Raw genomic sequence first — 20127 nt, forward strand, 5'->3', positions numbered from 1 at the left:
GCTTGCCCCTGGTCTTTTCGTCTCAGCCGGGGCTTAGCCCCAGCAGAGATTCATGCCTTCATCCGTATCGATCGACTCAACACCATCGACCGGATTGTCGGTGACGAGCGCCACACCGGTGTCAAAGAACTCCTTGCCTTCGGTCGGCTGCGGTTTGGTGCCGTCGGCCGCAAACTGGGCAATCGCTTCAATGCCAAGGGATGCCATCAGCAACGGGTATTGCTGGGAGGTCGCGCCAATTACGCCGTCTTTGACGTTCTGAACACCGGGGCAGCCGCCGTCGACGGATACAATGAGAACGTCGTTTTCCCGGCCAATTGCTTTCAGGGCCTCATAGGCCCCGGCCGCAGCCGGCTCGTTGATGGTGTAAACGACGTTGATCATCGGATCTTTGGCGAGAAGGTTTTCCATGGCCCGGCGGCCGCCTTCCTCGTTCCCGGCTGTCACGTCGTTGCCGACAATGCGCGGGTCAGTTTCGTCACCCCAGCGGTTGGGGTCGCCGAGCTCGATGCCAAAGCCTTGCAAGAACCCCTGGTCGCGCAGGACACCGACCGTTGGCTGGCTGACGCCAAGGTCGAGCATGGCGATTTTTGCATTCGCAGCATCATCTCCAAGTGTGGCTGCGGCCCATTTGCCGATCAGTTCGCCCGCCAGGAAATTGTCTGTGGCGAATGTCGCATCAGCAGCGTCGATCGGATTGAGCGGGGTGTCGAGTGCGATCACCAATAGGCCGTTGTCACGGGCTTGCTGAACCGCCGACACAATGGAAGACGTGTCGGATGCTGTCAGCAAAATCCCTTTCGCACCGTCGGCAATGCAGGTTTCGATCGCAGCGACCTGCGTTTCATGGTCACCATCGACCTTTCCTGCGAAGGATTTCAGATCAATGCCGAGCTCTTCCGCCTTGGCAGTAGCGCCCTCTTTCATTTTCACAAAGAACGGGTTCGTGTCGGTCTTTGTGATCAGGCAGGCTGATGTGTCTGCCGCCATGGCCGGTGCCGCGGCCATTGCGGCAAGTATTGAAGCAGTTCCAAGCAGTTTCCGGATCATTCCCTCTTCCTCCCTGGCCGTGAGGTTGTTTCAAAGGACGGGAGCGGCCAGACGTCCCGATCCCTCAAAGTGCCTAATGCGGGACCCCCTCCTCATGGACCGCCGCACCGGCGGAGCCCTGCGCCTTGCCACCGGTTAAAATCGTGGCTCTTGGCGAGAAATTGAAAAACAGCGGAAGCGTTGCAGCGCCAATCGCGCTGGCATCCTGGCTGAAGCTGCCGACAAGGATGTCAGGTGCCATGCGCGCCTCCGGCGCGGCTTCCTGCAACGACGCGCTTAGAAGGTTTGCCAGTTTGCTCGTAAAACTCTGATCAAGGTCACTGTCGATGATCACGACCGGAAAGTCCAAAATGGCATGGGCCGAGCGCACCGATGGCGTGAGCGCATCGACGCAATCTTCGAGCCATTCGCCGACATCCGCACGTTCCTCGCTGGCAGCGGCCTGAAGGTCGTGGCGGCTGAGCGAGGAAAACTGTTCCGGCTCTAGATGCCGGGCAAGCGCCACCAGGGATGCGCGTGTGAGCAAGATGTCCCAGTTTTTCTTCGGCGCTGGAGCGGTCGAGAGTTTGCTCGGCGGGACCGGCATCATGGCAACGTCGCCCGCATTGCCGGACACGCCGCGGACGACATCGCCATTCAGGACAAGCCCGCCGCCGATGGCCGGACCGAGAAACAGATAGAGGAACTCGTCATTCTGGCGGCCATGACCGTAAAACAATTCGGCGACGGCGGCTGCTGTTCCGTCGTTTTCCCGGAAAGTCGGCAGTTTGCAGCGGGTCTCGAGTTCGGTTGCGAGGTCAAAGTCATCCCATTTCTTGAAATTGGCTTCCGGGAGCCCGAGCTCGCGCAGCCAGGAGCCGAGATTGAATGGCTGGGCAATTCCGATCCCGGCCACATGGGCTGCCTCATCCGTGCTAAGCAGCTCTTTCAAACTGCTCAGATCCTTTTCAATGATCTCCAGGGCCCGCTCAGGAGCTGGCAGGATCATGTCGTGCCCCCTGCGTCCGATGACCTTACCCTCGAAGTCGATGAGAACAGTTTCCAGACTTGTCCGGTCGACCCGGACACCGAAGCTGAACGCGCCGCGTGCGGCAAGTTTCAAAAGGGTCGCGGGTTGGCCGCGTCCCCCATCGTGGCGTTTTCCAGTTTCAACAATCAGACCGTCGTCTATGAGTGCCTGGATGATACCGCCAATGGCTGCATTTGTGAGTTTAGCGGAACGGGCAAGATCGGCCTTGGAGGCGACACCTGCGCGCCGAAGCATTTGCAGGACGATCCGTTCATTGTAGCGGCGCAGTTGTGCGGAATTCGATCCGCGTGCTGTTCGTCCCGTCTCTGCCACCGTGAAGCCTCCCAACCTCTTAGGTGTTCAGTATGCGCTATTTGCGCTGGATCACTATTAATTATTGTTGATGAAATTATTCGGCTGCTCTGCTGAATTGTCAACCACATTCGTTGTTGCGCTGCGGTGTGAAGTAATTTCTCTTCTGAAAAAAATATTTTATTCAATGGTTTAATTCATATTTATTTATAGCGTACGGTGTATCTCGTTGGACAGCAAGGCCGATTTAGGCGCCTGATTTAAAGTTGGTTTGCGTTGAAAAAAAGCATTTTGCCGACGGTGTGCTTGCGCAAGCACTCGCCGTTTTTTTGAAACGGCTATAGTCTTCCGCCGCATTGGGCGCTTCAGACCCAGCCGGTCCGGCGCAGATGTTTATTGTTGGAGACGATGATGCTTGTTCAAAACCATGGCGCAGATTTTTTAGAGCGCGCAATCGCTGCAGGCTGCAAGCAGGCCAACGCGGATATTGTTTTGAAAAATGCCAAGTTGTTCAGCGTGCTCGACGGGTCCGTTACCAAGACGGACATTGCGATTGTCGGCGACCGGATTGTCGGCACTCACGCGGAGTATTCTGGAAAGGTGGAGATCGACGCCCAAGGACGCTTTGCCGTGCCCGGCTTCATCGACACCCATCTTCACATCGAATCGTCGCTTGTAACGCCCTTTGAATTCGAACGGTGTGTATTGCCGCACGGCGTAACAACCGCGATCTGTGACCCGCATGAAATCGCAAATGTCCTGGGCAGCGAGGGAATACGGTATTTTCTCTCATGCGCGGAACGGACACTTATGGATGTCCGGATCAATCTGTCATCTTGCGTACCGGCAACTCAGTTCGAGACGTCGGGCGCCTGCCTTGAGATCGCGGACCTTTTGCCGTTTAGGGATCATCCGCAAGTGATCGGGCTTGCGGAGTTCATGAATTTTCCGGGCGTGATCCACCGTGATCCGAAAGTTTTGGCAAAGTTGGCGGCTTTCCAGGACCGACACATAGATGGCCACGCGCCGCTATTGTCCGGCACTGCTCTCAACGCGTATCTGTCAGCAGGCATCCGCACAGACCACGAAGCGACAAGCGCCGAAGAGGCCCTTGAGAAGCTGTCCAAGGGCATGACAATCCTGATCCGGGAAGGGTCGGTTTCAAAGGATCTGGATGCCCTGGCGCCGATCCTTCAGCCAGATGTGTCCGGTTTTGTCGCGCTGTGCACGGACGACCGCAATCCGCTGGACATCGCTGAGGAAGGTCACCTCGATAGCATGATCCGGCGCCTGATTGCCGGGGGAACACGTCCTCTGGATGCCTACCGGGCCGCCAGCTGGTCTGCCGCGCGCGCATTCGGGTTGATGGACCGTGGTCAGATTGCACCTGGATGGCGGGCGGATATCGTCCTGCTGGACAACCTTGAAGAGTGCCGGGTCTCCAGCGTTATTTCGGGCGGCGTGTTGGCGTCCCAAACCGCTTTCGACATGCGGAAGCCGGTCGCCCCGGTTGGGCTCGACAGCGTCAACGCCCACAGGGTGACCGCTGAGAACTTCAAAGTTTCGGCGCGCAATCAGGAAAGCCGGGTTATCGGTGTCGTTCCCGGACGGATCATCACCGAGGATCTGTCGAAGGCGGTCCCCGTCGAAAACGGCGAAGCACAGATCGATACGGGGCAGGACGTTTTGAAAGTCGCAGTTGTCGAGCGCCACAAGATGACAGGCAACATCGGGGTGGCGTTTGTCTCCGGTTTTGGCATGACAGCAGGTGCCATTGCGTCTTCGGTCGCTCATGACAGCCACAACATCTGCGTTGTTGGTGCCGATGAGGCAGCGATGGCTCATGCGGTCAACAGGGTCATAGATTTGAAGGGCGGATTTGTTGTGGCGGATGCGGATGGCCCGAAAGCGGAACTTGCGCTGCCGCTGGCCGGGCTCATGAGCCTTGAGCCGTTTGAGAGCGTTCATGACGCCTTGCAAACGCTACGTTCAGCGGCAACCGAGCTCGGATGCACTCTGCCAGAGCCGTTCTTGCAGGTGGCCTTTCTGCCGTTGCCGGTGATCCCGCACCTCAAGATTACGGATCTCGGGCTGTTTGACGTCAACAAGTTTGAGCTTGTGGATCCGGCTGCATGATCCTGACGCTGGCAGTTGCGGGATACCGTTCGCTCAGAGACGTGGTGATCCCGCTAGAAAAGATCACATTGATTACCGGGGCGAACGGCAGCGGCAAGTCGAGCCTTTACAGGTCGATCCGCTTGCTTGCGGACATCGCACAAGGCCGTGCGATCGCATCCCTGGCACGGGAAGGCGGTCTGCAATCGACGTTGTGGGCCGGGCCTGAACAATTTTCCAAAGCGATGCGCAAGGGTGAGGTTCCTGTGCAGGGCACGGTGCGCAACAAGGTCGTCAGCCTGAAGCTTGGGTTCGCAGACGAAGACTACGGTTACGCCATTGACATGGGATTGCCGGCCGATGCCGGGCGATCCTATTTTTCGATGGATCCCGAGATCAAGTCAGAAGCCCTTTGGGCAGGTGAGGCGCTGTCGCGCTCGAACGAGATTGCCGGCCGCAGCGGCCCGATGGTGCGGGTGTTGAATGACCGCGGGCAGCGCATGCCGGTGGTTCAGAACCTGGCCCGCTACGACAGCATGATGACCCATGCAGCCGATCCAAAGGACGGGCTGGAGCTTCTTGTCTTGCGTGAGCGTATGCGGGCCTGGCGGTTTTACGATCACTTCCGAACAGACTCTGATGCTCCCGCACGCGCGCCAAAGATTGGTACCCGCACACCGGTGCTGTCGTCAGACGGCTCTGATTTGGCCGCAGCCCTGCGGACGATTTATGAGATCGGAGACGAAGCGGCTTTGGCTGAGGCTGTCGATGACGCTTTTCCAGGAGCCAGGATCGAGATTGTCGTCAATGACGGCTATTTCGAGGTCTTGATGCATCAAAAAGGGTTGCTTCGGCCTCTGCGAACCGGGGAGCTGTCGGATGGAACGCTGCGGTATCTTCTGTTGATTGCAGCGCTTTTGTCTCCCCGGCCTGCGCCGCTTCTCGTTTTGAACGAACCGGAAACAAGCTTGCATCCCGCGCTTTTGGAGCCTCTGGCCCGATTGATTGAGCGGGCTGGCCGGGAAACCCAGGTCATCGTTGTCTCGCACGCCAAACCGCTCATTGAGGTGCTGGCAAACAATCGATGCTGTGTTCGCTACGAGCTGCGAAAGGATCTTGGTGAAACCCTTGTTGAAGGGGGTGACGCACCAAAATGGACCTGGCCGAAACGGTCGTGATTTGCCCAAGCGTGTGCGATCTGGCAAACTTCCACTCAGATAGGATATGCGCTGAGAGATTGCGTTAGTCGATCAAAATATGCAACCTTTCATGGAAAGTGTGCTCGAAACCACATTTTTTGGGGTAGGTGTCGTAACGTCGTGAGTTGACGTTTACGTTAGCGTATGCCCATTTCACATCAAAGGCCAAAAATGGCCGCGCCGGGTGACAAGGCAATACGCAGGTGAGGAAACGTCAGCCCGAATTATTTTGGGCCGAGACTATGGATGCGTATGTCTGCGGAACTCTGGCGTTTCAACCAGAAGAGCGTTGGAGTTCGCCAATGACGACTGCGGAGGAGTGGAACGCGGCATTCAAGCCCCGTCCGGTACACGAATATCTAGAAGACACCGTTGCCAAGTTCGGAGATCGGCCCGCCGCCGATTTCATGGGGCGCGTTTGGAGCTACAAAGACATCGGTGCCATGGTCGACAGGACCGCCGCCGGTCTCAAGGCAATGGGTGTGAAACCCGGCGTTCACGTTGGTCTGTGTTTGCCGAACACGCCGTACTACACGGTGTTCTATTTCGCCATTCTGAAGCTCGGCGCCACGGTGGTGAACTTCAATCCGCTTTATGTCGAGCGCGAACTGGCGTTTCAGGCGCGCGATGCCGATGTCCGCATCATGGTGACCATGGATCTAAAGGTCATCTATGACAAGGTCGAGGCTGTCCGCCAGGAAAAGTTGCTCGATACCATCATCGTTTGTCCAATGACAGGCATCTTGCCGACGGTGAAAAAAGTCCTGTTCAGCCTTTTCAAGCGCAAGGATGTTGCTTCCATCCCGCAGGATGCGGCGCATGTCCGGTTTGCCGATCTTCAGACGAAAGGCAGTTCGGTTCAGGCGGCTGACATCGATCCGAAAGAGGCGATCGCGGTCCTTCAGTATACGGGCGGAACAACCGGCGTTCCGAAGGGCGCCATGCTGACCCATCGCAATCTGTCGGCCAATATTGAGCAGATGCGGTGCGTCTTTGAGAAGGCGAAGGCGGGCGAAGAAAAAGTGCTTTGCGTTTTGCCTTTCTTCCACGTTTTCGCAATGACCGTTGCGCAAAACCTTTCAGTGATCCTTGGTGCTGAAATGGTGTTGCAGCCGCGATTTGAACTGAAGGATGTTCTTGACGTCATCCAGAAAAAGAAAGTGACCCTGTTCCCGGGTGTTCCAACAATCTTTACGGCAATCAACAATTCTCCAATTACCAAGGACTATGATCTCACCAGCGTGAACCTGTGTCTGTCCGGCGGCGCTCCGCTGCCGGTGGAGGTCAAGGAAAACTTCGAGAAGCTGACGGGCTGTATTCTGGTGGAAGGCTACGGCCTGACCGAGTCGTCTCCCGTTGCTTGCGTCAATCCGCTGGACCGGACCAGCAGGGCGGGGTCTATCGGCCGTCTTGTGCCAGGCACGTCCGCCCGGTTTGTCGATATCGAAGACCGCAAGACCGAAGTCGCCAAAGGCGAAAAGGGCGAGCTCCTGCTTCACGGCCATCAGATCATGAAGGGCTACTGGAAGCGTGAGGATGCCACATCCGAGACGATCGAACCGGATGGGTATCTCCACACCGGCGATGTCGGGTATCAGGACGAGGACGGCTTCATCTATCTGGTTGACCGCATCAAGGATCTGATCTTGTGTTCGGGTTACAACGTCTATCCCCGTGTGATCGAGGAAGCGATTTATCAGCACGAAGCCGTTGCAGAGACGATCGTGATTGCCGTGCACGATGACTATCGTGGTCAGGCGCCGAAGGCGTTCATGAAGTTGAAAGACGGGTACGAGCTGAGCGCTCAGGAACTGAAGACATTCCTAAAGGATCACCTGTCGCCGATCGAACTTCCGCGCGACTACGAGTTCCGCGACGAACTGCCCAAAACTATGGTCGGCAAGCTGTCGAAAAAGGAGCTGGTTGAGGAAGAAGCGGCAAAGCGCTCAGAACTTTCGGCGGAAAGCGCGGCCTGATAGCAAATACGCAGCGGGGACCACAAAGGGCTCCGCTGCTTGCCTTTGGCAGCCCATCGGGGTACCGGGAAGGCTCCAGGTCACATTAGACCGTTTTTTCGTCGAGCCCAGTGCATGTTGGAAGATCTTCCGCTTTATCTCACAACGAAAGAACTGGCGGACCTGATCCGGGTCAAGGAGCGCAAGGTCTACGATCTTGTCGCCACCGGGGATGTGCCGCACAGCCGGGCAACCGGCAAGCTGCTGTTTCCTCGCGATGCGGTGCTGGCCTGGATTGAACGTGCGGGCGAGAGCAGCGGCGGAGATGGTCCGCGACCGCCGGTCATTGTCGGCAGCCACGACCCCTTGTTGGAATGGGCGCTCCGATCGTCTGAATGCGGGCTCGCCAGCTTGTTCGACGGCAGTCTGGACGGACTGAGGCGTTTTGCGGCTGCCGAAGGATTGGCCGCCGGATTGCACATTCCTGATGATGAGGGGGATGGGTGGAACCGCGATGTCGTCCTGCGGGAATTCAAGTTCCGGCCTGTCGTGTTGATCTCTTGGGCCATGCGCCGGCGCGGCCTGATCCTTCCCCAAGGCAATCCGCTTAAGATCCGAGGTCTGGGGGACCTGGCCGGAAAGCGTTTGGCGCGCCGCCAGGAAAGTGCGGGAAGCCATGTCTTGCTAACCAAGCAATTCGCAAAGCTCGGCCCAAATTTCGCCGAGCGGGTTTTGACCGGGCCGATGGTGCGCGATGAGCGTGAAGCGGCACAGGCCGTGTTTTCCGGTGAGGCCGATGTCGCCTTTGGCCTTGAGAGTTCCGCACGCCAATCGCGGCTGGAGTTTCTGCCAGTGTTGAACGAACGGTTCGACTTGCTGGTCACTCGACGTGACTTTTTCGAAGTGCCCTTTCAAAAGCTCTTGGCTTTTTCCCGCAGCACCGCATTTGCCGATAAAGCTGGCCAGTTCGGAGGATATGATATCCGCTTTGCTGGGCAGGTGCAGTTCAACGGAACCTGATCTCATGCGGCCAGGTCAATTGTTGTAACCGCGCCCATCAGGGCCGCGGGCCAGCGCGCGTCCCCGGATTGCCTCACGCCGAACCGTGTAAATCGAGGCGCAAATGATAACCGCCGCCCCGGCTAGCGTTTCAAGCTTTGGCCATTGACTGAAAATCAGAACGCCGAAAACTGTCGCATACAGCAGCCGCGTGTAGTCGAGCGATGCGATTGCCGTTGCTTCGCCCGAGCGAAAAGCCCTGATATTCGACAATTGCGCTGCCCAGGACACGATACCGATGGCGATCAGCAGCAGCCATTGGTTCAGGGTTGGTGGCGTCCAGGTCAGGTAGGCCGGAACCGCCATGATCAGGCCAACAAATACCGCCTGGTAGGTGAGAATGGTGACCGGAGGATCAGTCCGTGTCAGGATGCGGATAATCACCATGACCATTCCGGCGGCAGCGGCTCCGGCAATCGCCAGTAGCGCATAGGGATCGACGAAGCCTGTGCCTTCCGGTCGAAGCATAAGCAAAACACCCAGAAAGCCGACGATCGTCGCCCCCCAACGATGAACGCCGACTGTTTCGCCAAGCAGGAAGATCGCAAAGATGGTGACAAAAAAAGTTTTTGAGAAACTGAGCGCGGTCGCATCTGCCAGGGGAAGTTCGATGAGGGCAGTGAAGCCGCACAGCATGGCCGTCGTTGCAAAGACAACGCGGGCGGCTTGCAGCCGAGGGCGCGCGCTGGCAAGCGAGCCGGGCAAGCCGCTGGCGATCTTTGGAAGCACGATCAGCACCATAATCGCCTGACGTACAGCGAGAATTTGGAAGACACTAAGGTCTGCGCCGACGAGCTTGATCAAGGCTGTCATGATGGTGAACAGGAAGGCGGCCAGCAGGATCCAAAGACCGCCGATCGTGTTGGGCGGTAGTCTTCCGGTCAGCGCGCGCAGGCTCCGGGGCCAGCTAACCGTCCGGTCAGACGCGCCGGTTGGGGCGGTTTCGTGTGCTGCGCATGTCTTGCTGTCCTGATCCTGCAGGTGCATGTTTTATTCCAGTTGGCAGCTTTGGTTTGAACGAGCCGATCCTGGCCGGGGACAGGGATCCGCATTGGTTCGAACGAAGACGTGTTGATCCGATAACATAAGCCTTCCTTATTAATTGGGAACCCTGAATTCTTGCAATCGGGCGCTTGAGGAGACGCACTGTTCACAGTTCCGAACATTGTTATGCGCTTTGAGCGCTGTATCTTTTTGGTCAGTGAACAGAAGGGAGCGGAGCTATCCGGGAAACGCCATGCGCAAAATACAAACACAGGGCATTCATCACATCACCTTGACAGGTGCGGACCGGCAAACCTCGATCGACTTTTGGGAAGGCGTTCTCTGCATGCCGTTCGTTTTCGAGCAGCCCAATCTCGACCAGCCGATGGAAAGCCATCTGTATTTTGATCCAGGCGACGGCCGGTTAATCACGATCTTCACCCATGAAGAGCGCAAGCCGCAATCCGAACCGGTTGCCCAAACAGCTGGGCATGTCCACCATCTGGCCCTCTCGGTTTCCCAGGCGACTTTCAAGCAGATTTCCGGGCGTCTCGAGGAACGGGGGGTCCCATATACCGGCCCAAAGGACCGGGGTTTCATGGATTCCATCTATTTCCGTGATCCGCTCGGGTTCCTGATCGAGCTCGCGTCCTACCGGTTCGAACCGCCGGCTGGGGTTCAAATGGGCGAAGTCATGCTCGAAGCGCACAAGATCCGCGTTGAACGGGGAGACTACAATATTCAGGAGGTGCATTTGGCAGATGCGATCGAAAGTCTGACCCTGACAACCCGCCGCAGCCTTTCAGACGACCGCAGCGCGAAAAACCCTTACACCGAAAGCTGATGACAGCCGTCTGTCGGCTTTACTCTGCGGTTGAAGTCGCCCGATCCGCATGCAATGCTTTTGCAGCGGTGCGAGATGCGTTTTCGCCGCGGCGGGGCAGGAACAGATGATTTCGGATAAGAAGGGTTCTTCAAAAAGCCCTTTTGAAATGGTGGGTTGGCGGGAAGTTGTTTCTTTGCCGGAATTGGGTATCCAGGACATGCGCGCGAAGATTGACACCGGTGCGCGCACGTCGGCAATCCACGCGGAAGATCAGGTCACATTTGAAAAGGATGGCACCAACTGGGTCCGGTTCCGGGTGCCGGCGTCGCGCTATCACAAGTCTCTGTTTGCCGAAGTGCCGATCCTTGACCAGCGCGATATCAAAAACACAAGTGGCGTTCCCGAGCGCCGCATAGTCATCCGGACCCTTATGGTTCTGGGACGTCATCATTGGCACATCGATCTCTCGCTCGCCAATCGCGAAAAAATGGGTTTTGACATGATCCTCGGCCGGACGGCGATCCGGGGGCGCCGGATTGTGGTGCACCCGGGCCGGTCTTTCCTGGCAAGCGTGTCGCCCGAGAAGAAAACGCGTCGCGTGCAGCAATCAGAAACAGACACAAAAGCCCGGGAGCCGACCGGTTCATCGAGGCAGAGGAGTGGCACATGAAAATTGCTATGATGGCGCGGAACCCGAATTTGTATTCTCACAAACGGATGAAAGAGGCGGCTGAAGCACGGGGGCACGAATTTGAAATCGTCAATACCCTCCGATGCTACATGAACATTGCGTCCCGGCGCCCGGAAATCTATTACAACGGCGAAAAGCTTACCGGATTTGATGCGGTCATCCCGCGCATTGGTGCGTCGATAACCTATTACGGGCTTGCCGTGCTCCGCCAGTTCGAAATGATGGACGTGTTTCCACTCAATGAATCGGTTGCGATCGGCCGGTCCCGCGACAAGTTGCGCTCAATGCAGCTCCTGGCGCGCGAAGGCATCGGATTGCCGGTGACGACCTTTGCCCACGATCCGAAACAGACCGAAGAGGTCTTGAAGACCGCGGGTGGTGCGCCCGTTGTGATCAAGCTTTTGGAAGGGACCCAGGGCATCGGTGTCGTTCTTGCCGATACGGAGCGCTCGGCAAAGTCAGTGATAGAGGCATTCCGCGGCGCGAACGTGAACATCCTGGTGCAGGAATTCATCAAGGAAGCGGGCGGTGAGGACATCCGTGTGTTTGTGATCGGCGGCAAGGTTGTTGCTGCCATGCGCCGAAAGGGTGCCGAAGGCGAGTTTCGCTCGAATCTCCACCGCGGCGGGTCATCAGCAAAGGTAAAAATATCACCTGAAGAGCGATCAACCGCTCTGCGTGCTGCCAAAACAATGGGCCTGAATGTGTGCGGTGTCGATCTTCTGCGCTCAAATCATGGTCCGGTTGTCATGGAGGTCAATTCCTCACCTGGGATCGAGGGGATCGAAAAGGCAACCGGGATCGATATCGCGACCAAGATTATCGACTTCCTCGAAAAAGCCGCTGTTGCCGGAAAAACGAAAACCAAGGGCCGTGGATGAGGACGAAACGCGCGCCGTTTGTCATCGGCGGTCACGAAATCCAGCCGGGAACCCGGCAAACGGTCGATCTTCCGGTCAGCGTTCTGTCCGACCATACCCCGGTCAGCATGTCAGTCCATGTGATCCACGGGGAAAAAGCCGGGCCGGTGATGTTCGTCAGTGCAGCGGTGCATGGCGATGAGGTGATTGGCGTGGAGATTGCCCGGCGTGTATTGAAGGCCCAGCAGGTCGACAGTCTGCGTGGGACGCTTTTGGTCATTCCGATCGTCAACGCTTTCGGCTTTTTAAATCATTCCCGCTATCTTCCAGACCGGCGCGATTTGAACCGGTCGTTTCCCGGTAGCGTGCGTGGATCTCTGGCCGGGCGGCTCGCCCATCTTTTCATGCAGGAAGTTGTTTGCCGTTCGGATTTCGGGATTGATCTGCACTCGGCTGCCATTCACCGGACCAACTTGCCGCAAATCCGCCTGTCGGCATCGAAGCCGGAAACCATCAATCTGGCGCGCGCTTTCGGTGCCTGGGTGGTGCTGGGGTCGAAAGTCCGTGAAGGCTCAATGCGCGAGGCGGCCCGTGCTCAAGGCATCGACGTCCTGGTCTATGAGGCTGGCGAAGGATTGCGCTTTGACGAAATGTCGATACGGGCGGGTGTCACCGGCATTCTCCGGGTGATGAAGACAATGAAAATGATCCCTGCAAAGGGGGTGTCGAAGCCGAAAGCCCCTTCCTTGCGCACCAATTCCAGCACCTGGGTTCGGGCTCCGGCCGGAGGCCTGCTGCGGCCTTACAAGTCCATTGGTGAGGTCGTTGAGGAGGGCGCGTTGCTGGGCCTGATTTCCGATCCCTTTGGCGAGGAGGAGTATCCCGTCCAGGCAGGGGCGGGCGGGCTGGTGATCGGGCGCACCAATTTGCCGGTTGTCAATGAAGGGGATGGCCTGTTTCACATCGCTGACATCCGGCAGCGCGAGGATTTGGAAGCCGCCTTTGACAGCCTGTCCTCGCAGCTTGAGGCGGATCCGTTGTTTGATGAGGACGAGATCATCTGAACGAGCGGCGCTGCATGTGAGACTGGCCAGGTGGCAGTCGCAGCGCTATGTTCCGGATAAATTCTAGGGCACAGCGCACTTTCGGGTGCCTCGCTGCTCATTCCAATATTTGAAGGCAGACGTGATCATGAACCAGTTGGTGACCCCCAAATTCGGGATCGGCGCTCCGCTGCGCCGCAAGGAAGATGCTTCGCTGATCACCGGAACCGGCCGTTACACGGACGACTATCAGCCTGAGGGATGTTTGCACGCCTATGTGCTGCGTTCGTCCATGGCACACGCCAAAATCACCCTTGGCGACCTTGAGGATGCCAAGGCGGTGCCGGGCGTTCACCTAATCCTGACCGCTGCCGATATTCCCGACCTCAAGCCCATGCCGACCCGTGCGCGCATGAAGCAGATCGACGGGTCGAATCACGAGTGCCCGCCGCAGCCGGTGCTGTGCTCTGATGAGGTGCGCTATGTCGGGGATGCGATCGCATTTATCGTGGCAGACAGCGTGAACATCGCCAAGACCGCGGCCGAACTAATTGAAGTTGACTACGATCCTCTTGATGTTGTCACAGGTATCGAAGAGGCGCTGAAAGACGGCGCGCCCCTCGTTTGGCCCGAATTTGGGACCAACAAGGCGTTTACACTTGGCCATGGTGATGCGGACAAATGCGCGGCGGCGTTCGAACGTGCCGACAAGGTTATCTCGATCACGGTCGACAACAATCGCCTGGTCGCGAACTACATGGAAACACGCGGTTGTGTTGCCGAGTATGACCCGGAGACCGAGCGGTACACCTTCACCGCAGGGACCCAGGGTGGACATGGCATGCGTGATGTCATCTGCAAGGACATACTGGGGATTGATCCGGCTCATCTCCGCTTGATCACACCCGAAGTGGGCGGTGGGTTTGGCACAAAAATGTTCACCTACCGTGAGTACCCTTTGTGTCTCGTTGCGGCAAAAAAACTTGGCAAACCCGTGAAATGGATCGGTGAACGCACAGAGCACTTCATCACTGACGCCCACGGCCGTGACAACGTGACAACGGCCGAGCTTGCGCTCGACAAAGATGCCAAGATCCTGGGCCTTAAAATCGACGTCCTGGCGTCCATGGGTGCCTATCTGCACCAGTTCGGCCCGTTTATTCCATTCGTCGGCACCTCCATGTCGTCCGGTCTTTATGATGTGCCAGCGCTCTATGTGACGGCGACAGGCGTTTACGCAAATATGGTGCCTACTGATGCCTACCGCGGGGCCGGACGGCCGGAAGCGGCATATCTGATTGAGCGCCTCATTGAAAAAGCTGGACAGGAAACAGGCCTCGGATCGGTTGAGATCCGCCGCCGCAACTTCATTCCGAAGGAAGCGTTGCCCTACACGACCCAAACGGGGCGGATGTATGATACCGGCGACTACATCGGACATATGGAAGCCGCGCTTGAGGCTGCCGACTGGGCCGGATTTGAGAGCAGGAAGAACGATAGCGCCGCACGCGGCAGGTATCGCGGCATCGGCATGTGTTGCTATATTGAGGCTTGCGCTTTCGCCGGCAGCGAGGAAGCAACTCTGGAACTGAATCAGAACGGTACCGTGACGCTTCTGATTGGCACCCAGACCAACGGGCAGGGCCACGCGACCGCTTATAGCCAGGTGATTGCGGAACAGCTTGGCCTTGATCTTGATAGTATCGAAGTCGTTCAGGGAGATACCGACCGCGTCAAAAAAGGTGGCGGCACGGGCGGTTCACGCTCCATCCCGCTCGGCTTGCCTTCTGTAGAAGGCGCTTCCAAGTCGTTGGTGTCCAAGATCAAGGATCTGGCGGCCAACAAGATGGAAGTGGGAGCAGAGGATCTCGAATTGGTCGGCGGCGAGGTGCGTGTTGTGGGCACGGACCGGCTGGTGACGCTGGCAGAGGTGGCCGCTGCGGCTCCTGAAAAGCTGACAGGGCATGATGAGGTCAAGCAGTCCGAGGCGACCTATCCGAACGGCACGCATATTTGCGAGCTGGAAGTGGATCCGGAGACCGGCGATGTGGTGCTGTTGAACTATGTGATCGTCGATGATTTCGGGGTCACTGTGAACCCGCTTCTGCTGGCAGGGCAGGTGCATGGCGGAACGGCTCAGGCAATCAGCCAGGCATTGTGCGAACGTACCGTGTTTGATGAAGACGGCCAGCTGCTGACGGCTTCGCTTTTGGACTACCGCCTGCTGCGCGCAGAGGACATGCCGGAGATCGACTTCCAGACCCGCAATGTTCCCTCCACGACGAACGCGCTGGGCATCAAGGGCGCTGGCGAGGCGGGAACCATCGGCGGCTGTGCTTCGGTGATGAACGCTCTGAACATGGCGCTGAAAGATGGCGCCGGGGTTGAGCAAATCGACATGCCGGCAACGCCGAACCGCGTCTGGGAGGCGATCCAGGCCGCCAAGGCATAACCACCTTGAAGCAACAAAAACGCCCGGTCCAGGCCGGGCGTTTTTCTTTTGGGTATTTGGCTTTACTCGGCCGGCATTGGCCGCGGCTGGCCGCCGTGCTTTTCATAGGTTTTGATATGGTCTTCAAATGCCCGCAAGCGTTTGTAGACCGACATCAGCTCCACAATCGTGGGCCACGCATTCACCAGATACTGGAACGAGTTCTCAACGCGCCCAAACGCCCGCACGATCTGTTGCATGACACCCAGTGTGATCGACGCGCTGACAATAGTCGGCGCAAGCGCGATGTACGGCACGAGAACCGTTGCCTGCAGGTAGGAGTAGCGCGCGACATCAAAATACAGATAGTGGAAATACAGGCGAAAATAGTTCTTCCGCACATGGCCGAACAGTTCTAACACGGATGGAGGATCGGCACGATCCTCATGGTCTTCGCCATAGACCAGTTCTTTTCGGTAAGCGGCTTCCACGCGCTGGTTCTGGAACTCCAGGCCCGGCAGCTTGATCCCAACCACTGCAAGCAGAACCGTGCCAGATGCAGCTGACAGGATCGCTACATAGACCAGCGAGTGGCTGACTTCGCCGATCCAGGGCAGCTCGGTGACGTTCGCGCTCAAGTCCCAAAGCAGCGGCAAAAACGCGAACAGGGTCAGCATCGACCGCATGAACGAGACACCGAGACCCTCCATGATCCGGGCAAAGCGCATGGTATCTTCCTGAACGCGCTGGGCCGCGCCTTCAATATTGCGCACCACATGCCAATGAGCCATGTAGTAGTCGTTCATGGCTGTGCGCCAGCGGAAGATGAAGTGCTTGATGAAAAAATCGAGTACCACGGCGATGAAGATGTAGATCCCGGCAATGCGCAGGAACGTCATCATTTCGGCCATGTACTCGCCAAACGTGACCGACCCTGGTTCGCCAAGCGCTTTTTGAACCGTGTCGTAAAAGGTGCCGAACCACTCGTTTATCTCAACATCAAGCTCGACCTGATACCAGCTTGCAACAAGGATCAGCGCAGAGCCGAGCCAGGCCCACCAGAACCATTGACGGTTCAAGAAAAACGATTTGAACATGCGAGCGCCTCGTTATAGTGCACACGTCTCCCAAACATAGGGCGAGTCGTTCATTTGTGTGCATGGCCTCCTGGTTGCAATACAATATTCTGATCATCCCCGACCAGTTTGCGCCCAGCCATTCGAATGTGCTGCGGCAGCCATGCCACGTTGCGTGTTGCTGCCTGCCCAAATCGGACGTACGGTCCCTATCTCACATCTCGCGTGTTTTCAGTCTACGGTGCTTCCCTGTCTTGAGTATTATGCTCCAGGTGCGGCCTGCCTGAATTGAAAATCTGACAGAGTGGCCCACAGGCCCGACGCTCCGCTCTGCCCGACATTCCCTAGCGTCGGCCCTCAGGACCCATTGTCCATGGCGCAAACTGGCCGCTTGTTCAATTTCCGCTCTTCCCCGGCAGCTACCGGACTTGTGCGGAACGCCCCGCTGATCGGCATTTCTTTGAAAATCGGCTCGACCCTAGCTTTTGCCGTCATGGTTGCCGGTTTGAAAATTGCCGCAGAAACGCTTCCCATCGGTGAGATCGTGTTTGCTCGGAATTTTTTCGGTATGTTCCCGGTATTGCTGATGGTGGCCATGCGCGGAGAGCTGCATCTTGCGATGCAGACACCGCGGCCGTGGGGCCATGCAGGCCGGGCTGTCGTGGGGGTGACCGCCATGGCTTTTTCCTTCACTGCGTTCGGACTTCTGCCTTTGCCGGATGCAACGGCCATCGGATTCGCTGCCCCGCTGATCGTTGTGGTGCTGGCTTGGGCGCTCCTTGGTGAGCAAGTGCGCATCTACCGCTGGAGCGCGGTGGTGATCGGGTTTCTCGGGATTTTGGTGATCTTGTCCCCACATCTGGGGTCAGCTGATGTTGGCGGCATTGAAGCCGTTGGGGCGATTTGCGGCTTTTTGGGCGCCGGGTTTGCCGCGCTTGCGATGATCTTTGTGCGCAAGCTGTGTCAGACCGAGCGCACCTCGACGATTGTTGCCTGGTTTTCGGCGTCGGCAACCCTGCTTGCGCTTTCGACCCTTCCGCTCGGGTGGATCTGGCCTTCCCAGGCTTGGGTGTTTCCGAATTGGTCCGGGGCCGGGCTCCTTGTTCTGATTGGTTTGAGTGGCGGTGTCGGCCAGATATTGCTGACCCAGGGCTACCGCTATGCCGACGCTTCAACCATCGCACCTTTCGACTACGCAAACATGATTTGGGCGATCCTAATCGGTTGGTTCGTGTTTGCCGAAGCTCCGGTCTGGCAGGTTTTGCTGGGGTCCGCGATCGTGATCGGGGCCGGTATTTTCGTGATTCACCGTGAACACCGGCTCGGTTTTGACCGGACAAAGGACCGGCGTGCCTACACGCCATCCAAGTCCTGATTCAGGCCGCCGCCTAAAATGCCTTGAAGGTGATGATGGTTTTGGTGTCCTGAATGTCGGGCACCGGATGAACCTTCTCGTTTACGAAATGGCCGATATCTGCGCCATCTTCGATGTAAAACTTAACCAGAAGGTCGTAATCGCCACTGGTGGAATAGATTTCGGAGGCAATTTCGGCGTCGGCGATGGCGTTTGCAACTTGATATGTTTCGCCCAGCTTACATTTGATCATTACGAAAAAAGGTGTCATTGGCCGGTTTCCTGATTGCAAAAAGACGGTCAGCTCGACATGGCCGATACCATCTCCGGCGTCAATCTCTACATGTCGTAAACGAGATCTTGAATTGCCGGTTTGTGACTGTTAGTGGTGCGGAATTCTCATGGGGGTGCCCCTTAATTTAAGGGGCTGAGAGGCTGAGGCCAACTCCTTGAACCTGATCCGGGTCGTTCCGGCGTAGGGATTTGGGATGCCAACGATAAAACGCGATCACGTGCCGTCTTTTTCTCGCCGTTCAGGCATCTTCCTACTCAGAATCGCTGGGGAGAGTAAGCACGTATGCTGAATTATCCAGGGCTGTGCGCCAATACCATTGCTGATCTTCTAGACCGTGTGCGCACGAATGCGCCGCGGGTTCATGTCATCACGAACACGGTTGCCCAGTCGTTTACCGCAAATGCAGTGTTGGCTGTCGGCGCCGTTCCTTCGATGACCATCGCGCCGGAAGAAGCGGCGCAATTTTCGGCCTCCGCGAATGCTTTGCTGGTCAATCTGGGCACACTTGATGAGGGGCGCAAAGCTGCTATCCCGTTGGCTTGGAGAGCCGCACAAGACGCAGGGAATCCGATTGTGCTCGATCCTGTGTTCATCAATCGCTCGCCGGTCCGTCTGAAATTCGCCGAAGAGCTGGTTGAGCACAGACCGACAATTGTCCGGGTCAATCCGGCAGAACTTGACGCATTGTTTGGACCCAAGGACGGCTTGTTGAAGCTCAAGGAAAAGGGCATCGCTGTCGCGCTAACCGGCGCGACAGACTACATTGCGTGCCCCAATCAGCACTTCCGGCTCTCAAACGGTCATCCGGTAATGAGCAAGGTCACGGCCACAGGCTGTGCCGGCGGGGCGGTCTTGGCAGCGTTTCTTGCTGTTGATGAAGACCATTGCCGCGCTGCTGCAGCGGGCCTTTCAGTCTTCAATATTGCCGGTGAAATCGCAGGTGAGGCAACGACAGGTCCAGGGTCTTTTGTTCCGGCATTTCTGGATACGCTTTACACACTCACCCCGGAACAAGTGGAGACCCGGCTCAAATTGGGCACGATTTCGTCTCAAGGGAGAAACAGATGACCGCAATTGCGGTAACGATCGCCGGCTCGGATTCCGGAGGCGGAGCGGGCATACAAGCCGACTTGAAAACCTTCTCCGCGCTGGGGGTTTACGGAGCAAGTGTGCTCACGGCTTTGACTGCTCAAAATACCCATGGTGTCACTGGAATCCACGACGTGCCGCCTGCCTTTGTTCGCGCCCAAATGCTGGCCGTCTATTCAGACCTGGCAGTAACTGCGACGAAAATCGGCATGCTGTCGCAGCCCGAGACAATCGAGGCGGTCGTTGCAAGCGTCAAGCAGCATAAAACCGGGCGTATTGTGCTTGATCCGGTCATGGTTGCAGCTTCCGGCGACCCGCTTCTGGCGCAGGAGGCCGTCAAGGCACTCGTGTCTGATCTCATGCCTCTTGCCGACATCGTGACGCCGAACTTGCACGAGGCAGCGCATATTTTGGCACAGGACATGGCAACTTCAGAGGAACAGATGCGGGCTCAAGCCGCGCATCTGATGGATCTTGGCGCAAGATGTGTGCTCTTGAAGGGGGGACATAGCGAAGGGGAAGACGCCCGCGACCTGTTAAAGACCTGTGATCAGGAGCTGTGGGTCAGCGGCCGCCGGATTGAGACCGCAAACACCCATGGGACCGGATGCACACTGTCATCAGCGATCGCGGCCGAATTGGCGAATGGAGCAGGCCTGGAGGACGCCGTGAAGGCGGCAAAGGCTTACATATCCGGTGCGATCGAGGCTTCGGACCGTCTGAAAATTGGCACGGGTCACGGGCCGGTGCATCACTTTTTTCAAACCTGGGACGCTTAG

General features: G+C 57.3%; 17 protein-coding genes and 1 riboswitch. Of the genes, 12 read left to right on the forward strand and 5 right to left on the reverse strand.

Features of this window, described 5'->3' with window-relative positions; translation table 11 throughout:
- Nucleotides 1-33: 33 nt before the first annotated feature.
- Nucleotides 34-1050: a sugar ABC transporter substrate-binding protein gene (locus tag JM93_RS06270; RefSeq protein WP_145341375.1), complete on the reverse strand. Its 1017-nt coding sequence runs from the start codon at nucleotides 1048-1050 to the stop codon at nucleotides 34-36.
- A 73-nt stretch (nucleotides 1051-1123) separates the two neighbouring features.
- Nucleotides 1124-2392 (reverse strand): ROK family transcriptional regulator, encoded by a 1269-nt coding sequence (locus JM93_RS06275; protein WP_244300773.1) that lies wholly within the window; start codon nucleotides 2390-2392, stop codon nucleotides 1124-1126.
- 390 nt (nucleotides 2393-2782) lie between these two features.
- On the opposite strand from JM93_RS06275, the gene ade reads away from it, so the two are divergent.
- The 4 genes from ade to JM93_RS06295 all read left to right on the forward strand — a co-directional run bounded on the left by ade (nucleotide 2783) and on the right by JM93_RS06295 (nucleotide 8660).
- A complete protein-coding gene (ade, locus tag JM93_RS06280) occupies nucleotides 2783-4507 on the forward strand; it encodes an adenine deaminase (RefSeq protein WP_145341378.1) in 1725 nt (574 codons plus the stop codon).
- Complete coding sequence (locus JM93_RS06285; RefSeq protein ID WP_145341381.1) at nucleotides 4504-5664, forward strand: AAA family ATPase; 1161 nt, start codon at nucleotides 4504-4506, stop codon at nucleotides 5662-5664. The genes ade and JM93_RS06285 overlap by 4 nt, the downstream gene beginning before the upstream one ends.
- A gap of 323 nt (nucleotides 5665-5987) precedes the next feature.
- Nucleotides 5988-7661, forward strand: coding sequence for a long-chain-fatty-acid--CoA ligase (locus JM93_RS06290; RefSeq protein WP_145341384.1), 1674 nt, complete (start codon nucleotides 5988-5990; stop codon nucleotides 7659-7661).
- A gap of 114 nt (nucleotides 7662-7775) precedes the next feature.
- Nucleotides 7776-8660 (forward strand): helix-turn-helix transcriptional regulator, encoded by an 885-nt coding sequence (locus JM93_RS06295; RefSeq protein ID WP_145341386.1) that lies wholly within the window; start codon nucleotides 7776-7778, stop codon nucleotides 8658-8660.
- Between the two features lie 15 nt (nucleotides 8661-8675).
- On the opposite strand, the gene JM93_RS06300 is transcribed toward JM93_RS06295, so the two are convergent.
- Complete coding sequence (locus tag JM93_RS06300) at nucleotides 8676-9686, reverse strand: DMT family transporter (protein ID WP_145341388.1); 1011 nt, start codon at nucleotides 9684-9686, stop codon at nucleotides 8676-8678.
- A gap of 250 nt (nucleotides 9687-9936) precedes the next feature.
- Between JM93_RS06300 and JM93_RS06305 the strand changes: the two genes are divergently transcribed.
- From JM93_RS06305 to JM93_RS06325, 5 genes are all read left to right on the forward strand, one after another.
- Nucleotides 9937-10527 carry a VOC family protein gene (locus JM93_RS06305; RefSeq protein ID WP_145341390.1) on the forward strand — a complete coding sequence of 197 codons (591 nt, stop codon included), beginning with the start codon at nucleotides 9937-9939 and terminating at the stop codon, nucleotides 10525-10527.
- A gap of 148 nt (nucleotides 10528-10675) precedes the next feature.
- Nucleotides 10676-11179 (forward strand): ATP-dependent zinc protease family protein, encoded by a 504-nt coding sequence (locus tag JM93_RS06310; RefSeq protein WP_280114412.1) that lies wholly within the window; start codon nucleotides 10676-10678, stop codon nucleotides 11177-11179.
- Nucleotides 11176-12081: a 30S ribosomal protein S6--L-glutamate ligase gene (gene rimK / locus JM93_RS06315; RefSeq protein ID WP_145341394.1), complete on the forward strand. Its 906-nt coding sequence runs from the start codon at nucleotides 11176-11178 to the stop codon at nucleotides 12079-12081. The genes JM93_RS06310 and rimK overlap by 4 nt, the downstream gene beginning before the upstream one ends.
- Nucleotides 12078-13124, forward strand: a complete 1047-nt coding sequence (locus JM93_RS06320; RefSeq protein WP_145341396.1) for a succinylglutamate desuccinylase/aspartoacylase family protein — start codon at nucleotides 12078-12080, stop codon at nucleotides 13122-13124. The genes rimK and JM93_RS06320 overlap by 4 nt, the downstream gene beginning before the upstream one ends.
- A 127-nt stretch (nucleotides 13125-13251) precedes the next feature.
- The gene (locus tag JM93_RS06325; RefSeq protein WP_145341398.1) at nucleotides 13252-15555 is read left to right on the forward strand and encodes a xanthine dehydrogenase family protein molybdopterin-binding subunit; all 2304 of its coding nucleotides are present in this window, start codon (nucleotides 13252-13254) and stop codon (nucleotides 15553-15555) included.
- Nucleotides 15556-15617: 62 nt separating this feature from the next.
- Here the strand turns inward: JM93_RS06325 and sbmA are convergent, their stop codons facing one another.
- Nucleotides 15618-16631 carry a peptide antibiotic transporter SbmA gene (gene sbmA, locus JM93_RS06330; protein ID WP_145341400.1) on the reverse strand — a complete coding sequence of 338 codons (1014 nt, stop codon included), beginning with the start codon at nucleotides 16629-16631 and terminating at the stop codon, nucleotides 15618-15620.
- Nucleotides 16632-16983: 352 nt separating this feature from the next.
- Here sbmA and JM93_RS06335 point away from each other — a divergent pair, with 352 nt between their 5' ends.
- Complete coding sequence (locus JM93_RS06335; protein WP_145341401.1) at nucleotides 16984-17985, forward strand: DMT family transporter; 1002 nt, start codon at nucleotides 16984-16986, stop codon at nucleotides 17983-17985.
- A gap of 13 nt (nucleotides 17986-17998) precedes the next feature.
- Here JM93_RS06335 and JM93_RS06340 read toward each other — a convergent pair whose 3' ends face one another.
- Entirely contained in the window at nucleotides 17999-18235 is a 237-nt protein-coding gene (locus JM93_RS06340) for an Lrp/AsnC ligand binding domain-containing protein (protein WP_145341403.1), read from the reverse strand.
- A 122-nt stretch (nucleotides 18236-18357) separates the two neighbouring features.
- Nucleotides 18358-18464, forward strand: a riboswitch (TPP riboswitch).
- Between the two features lie 77 nt (nucleotides 18465-18541).
- Between JM93_RS06340 and JM93_RS06345 the strand changes: the two genes are divergently transcribed.
- Together JM93_RS06345 and thiD are read left to right on the forward strand one after the other, a co-directional pair.
- Nucleotides 18542-19327, forward strand: coding sequence for a hydroxyethylthiazole kinase (locus tag JM93_RS06345; RefSeq protein WP_145341405.1), 786 nt, complete (start codon nucleotides 18542-18544; stop codon nucleotides 19325-19327).
- Nucleotides 19324-20127, forward strand: a complete 804-nt coding sequence (thiD, locus tag JM93_RS06350; RefSeq protein WP_145341407.1) for a bifunctional hydroxymethylpyrimidine kinase/phosphomethylpyrimidine kinase — start codon at nucleotides 19324-19326, stop codon at nucleotides 20125-20127. The genes JM93_RS06345 and thiD overlap by 4 nt, the downstream gene beginning before the upstream one ends.

Source organism: Roseibium hamelinense (assembly GCF_007830545.1).
GTDB lineage: Bacteria > Pseudomonadota > Alphaproteobacteria > Rhizobiales > Stappiaceae > Roseibium > Roseibium hamelinense.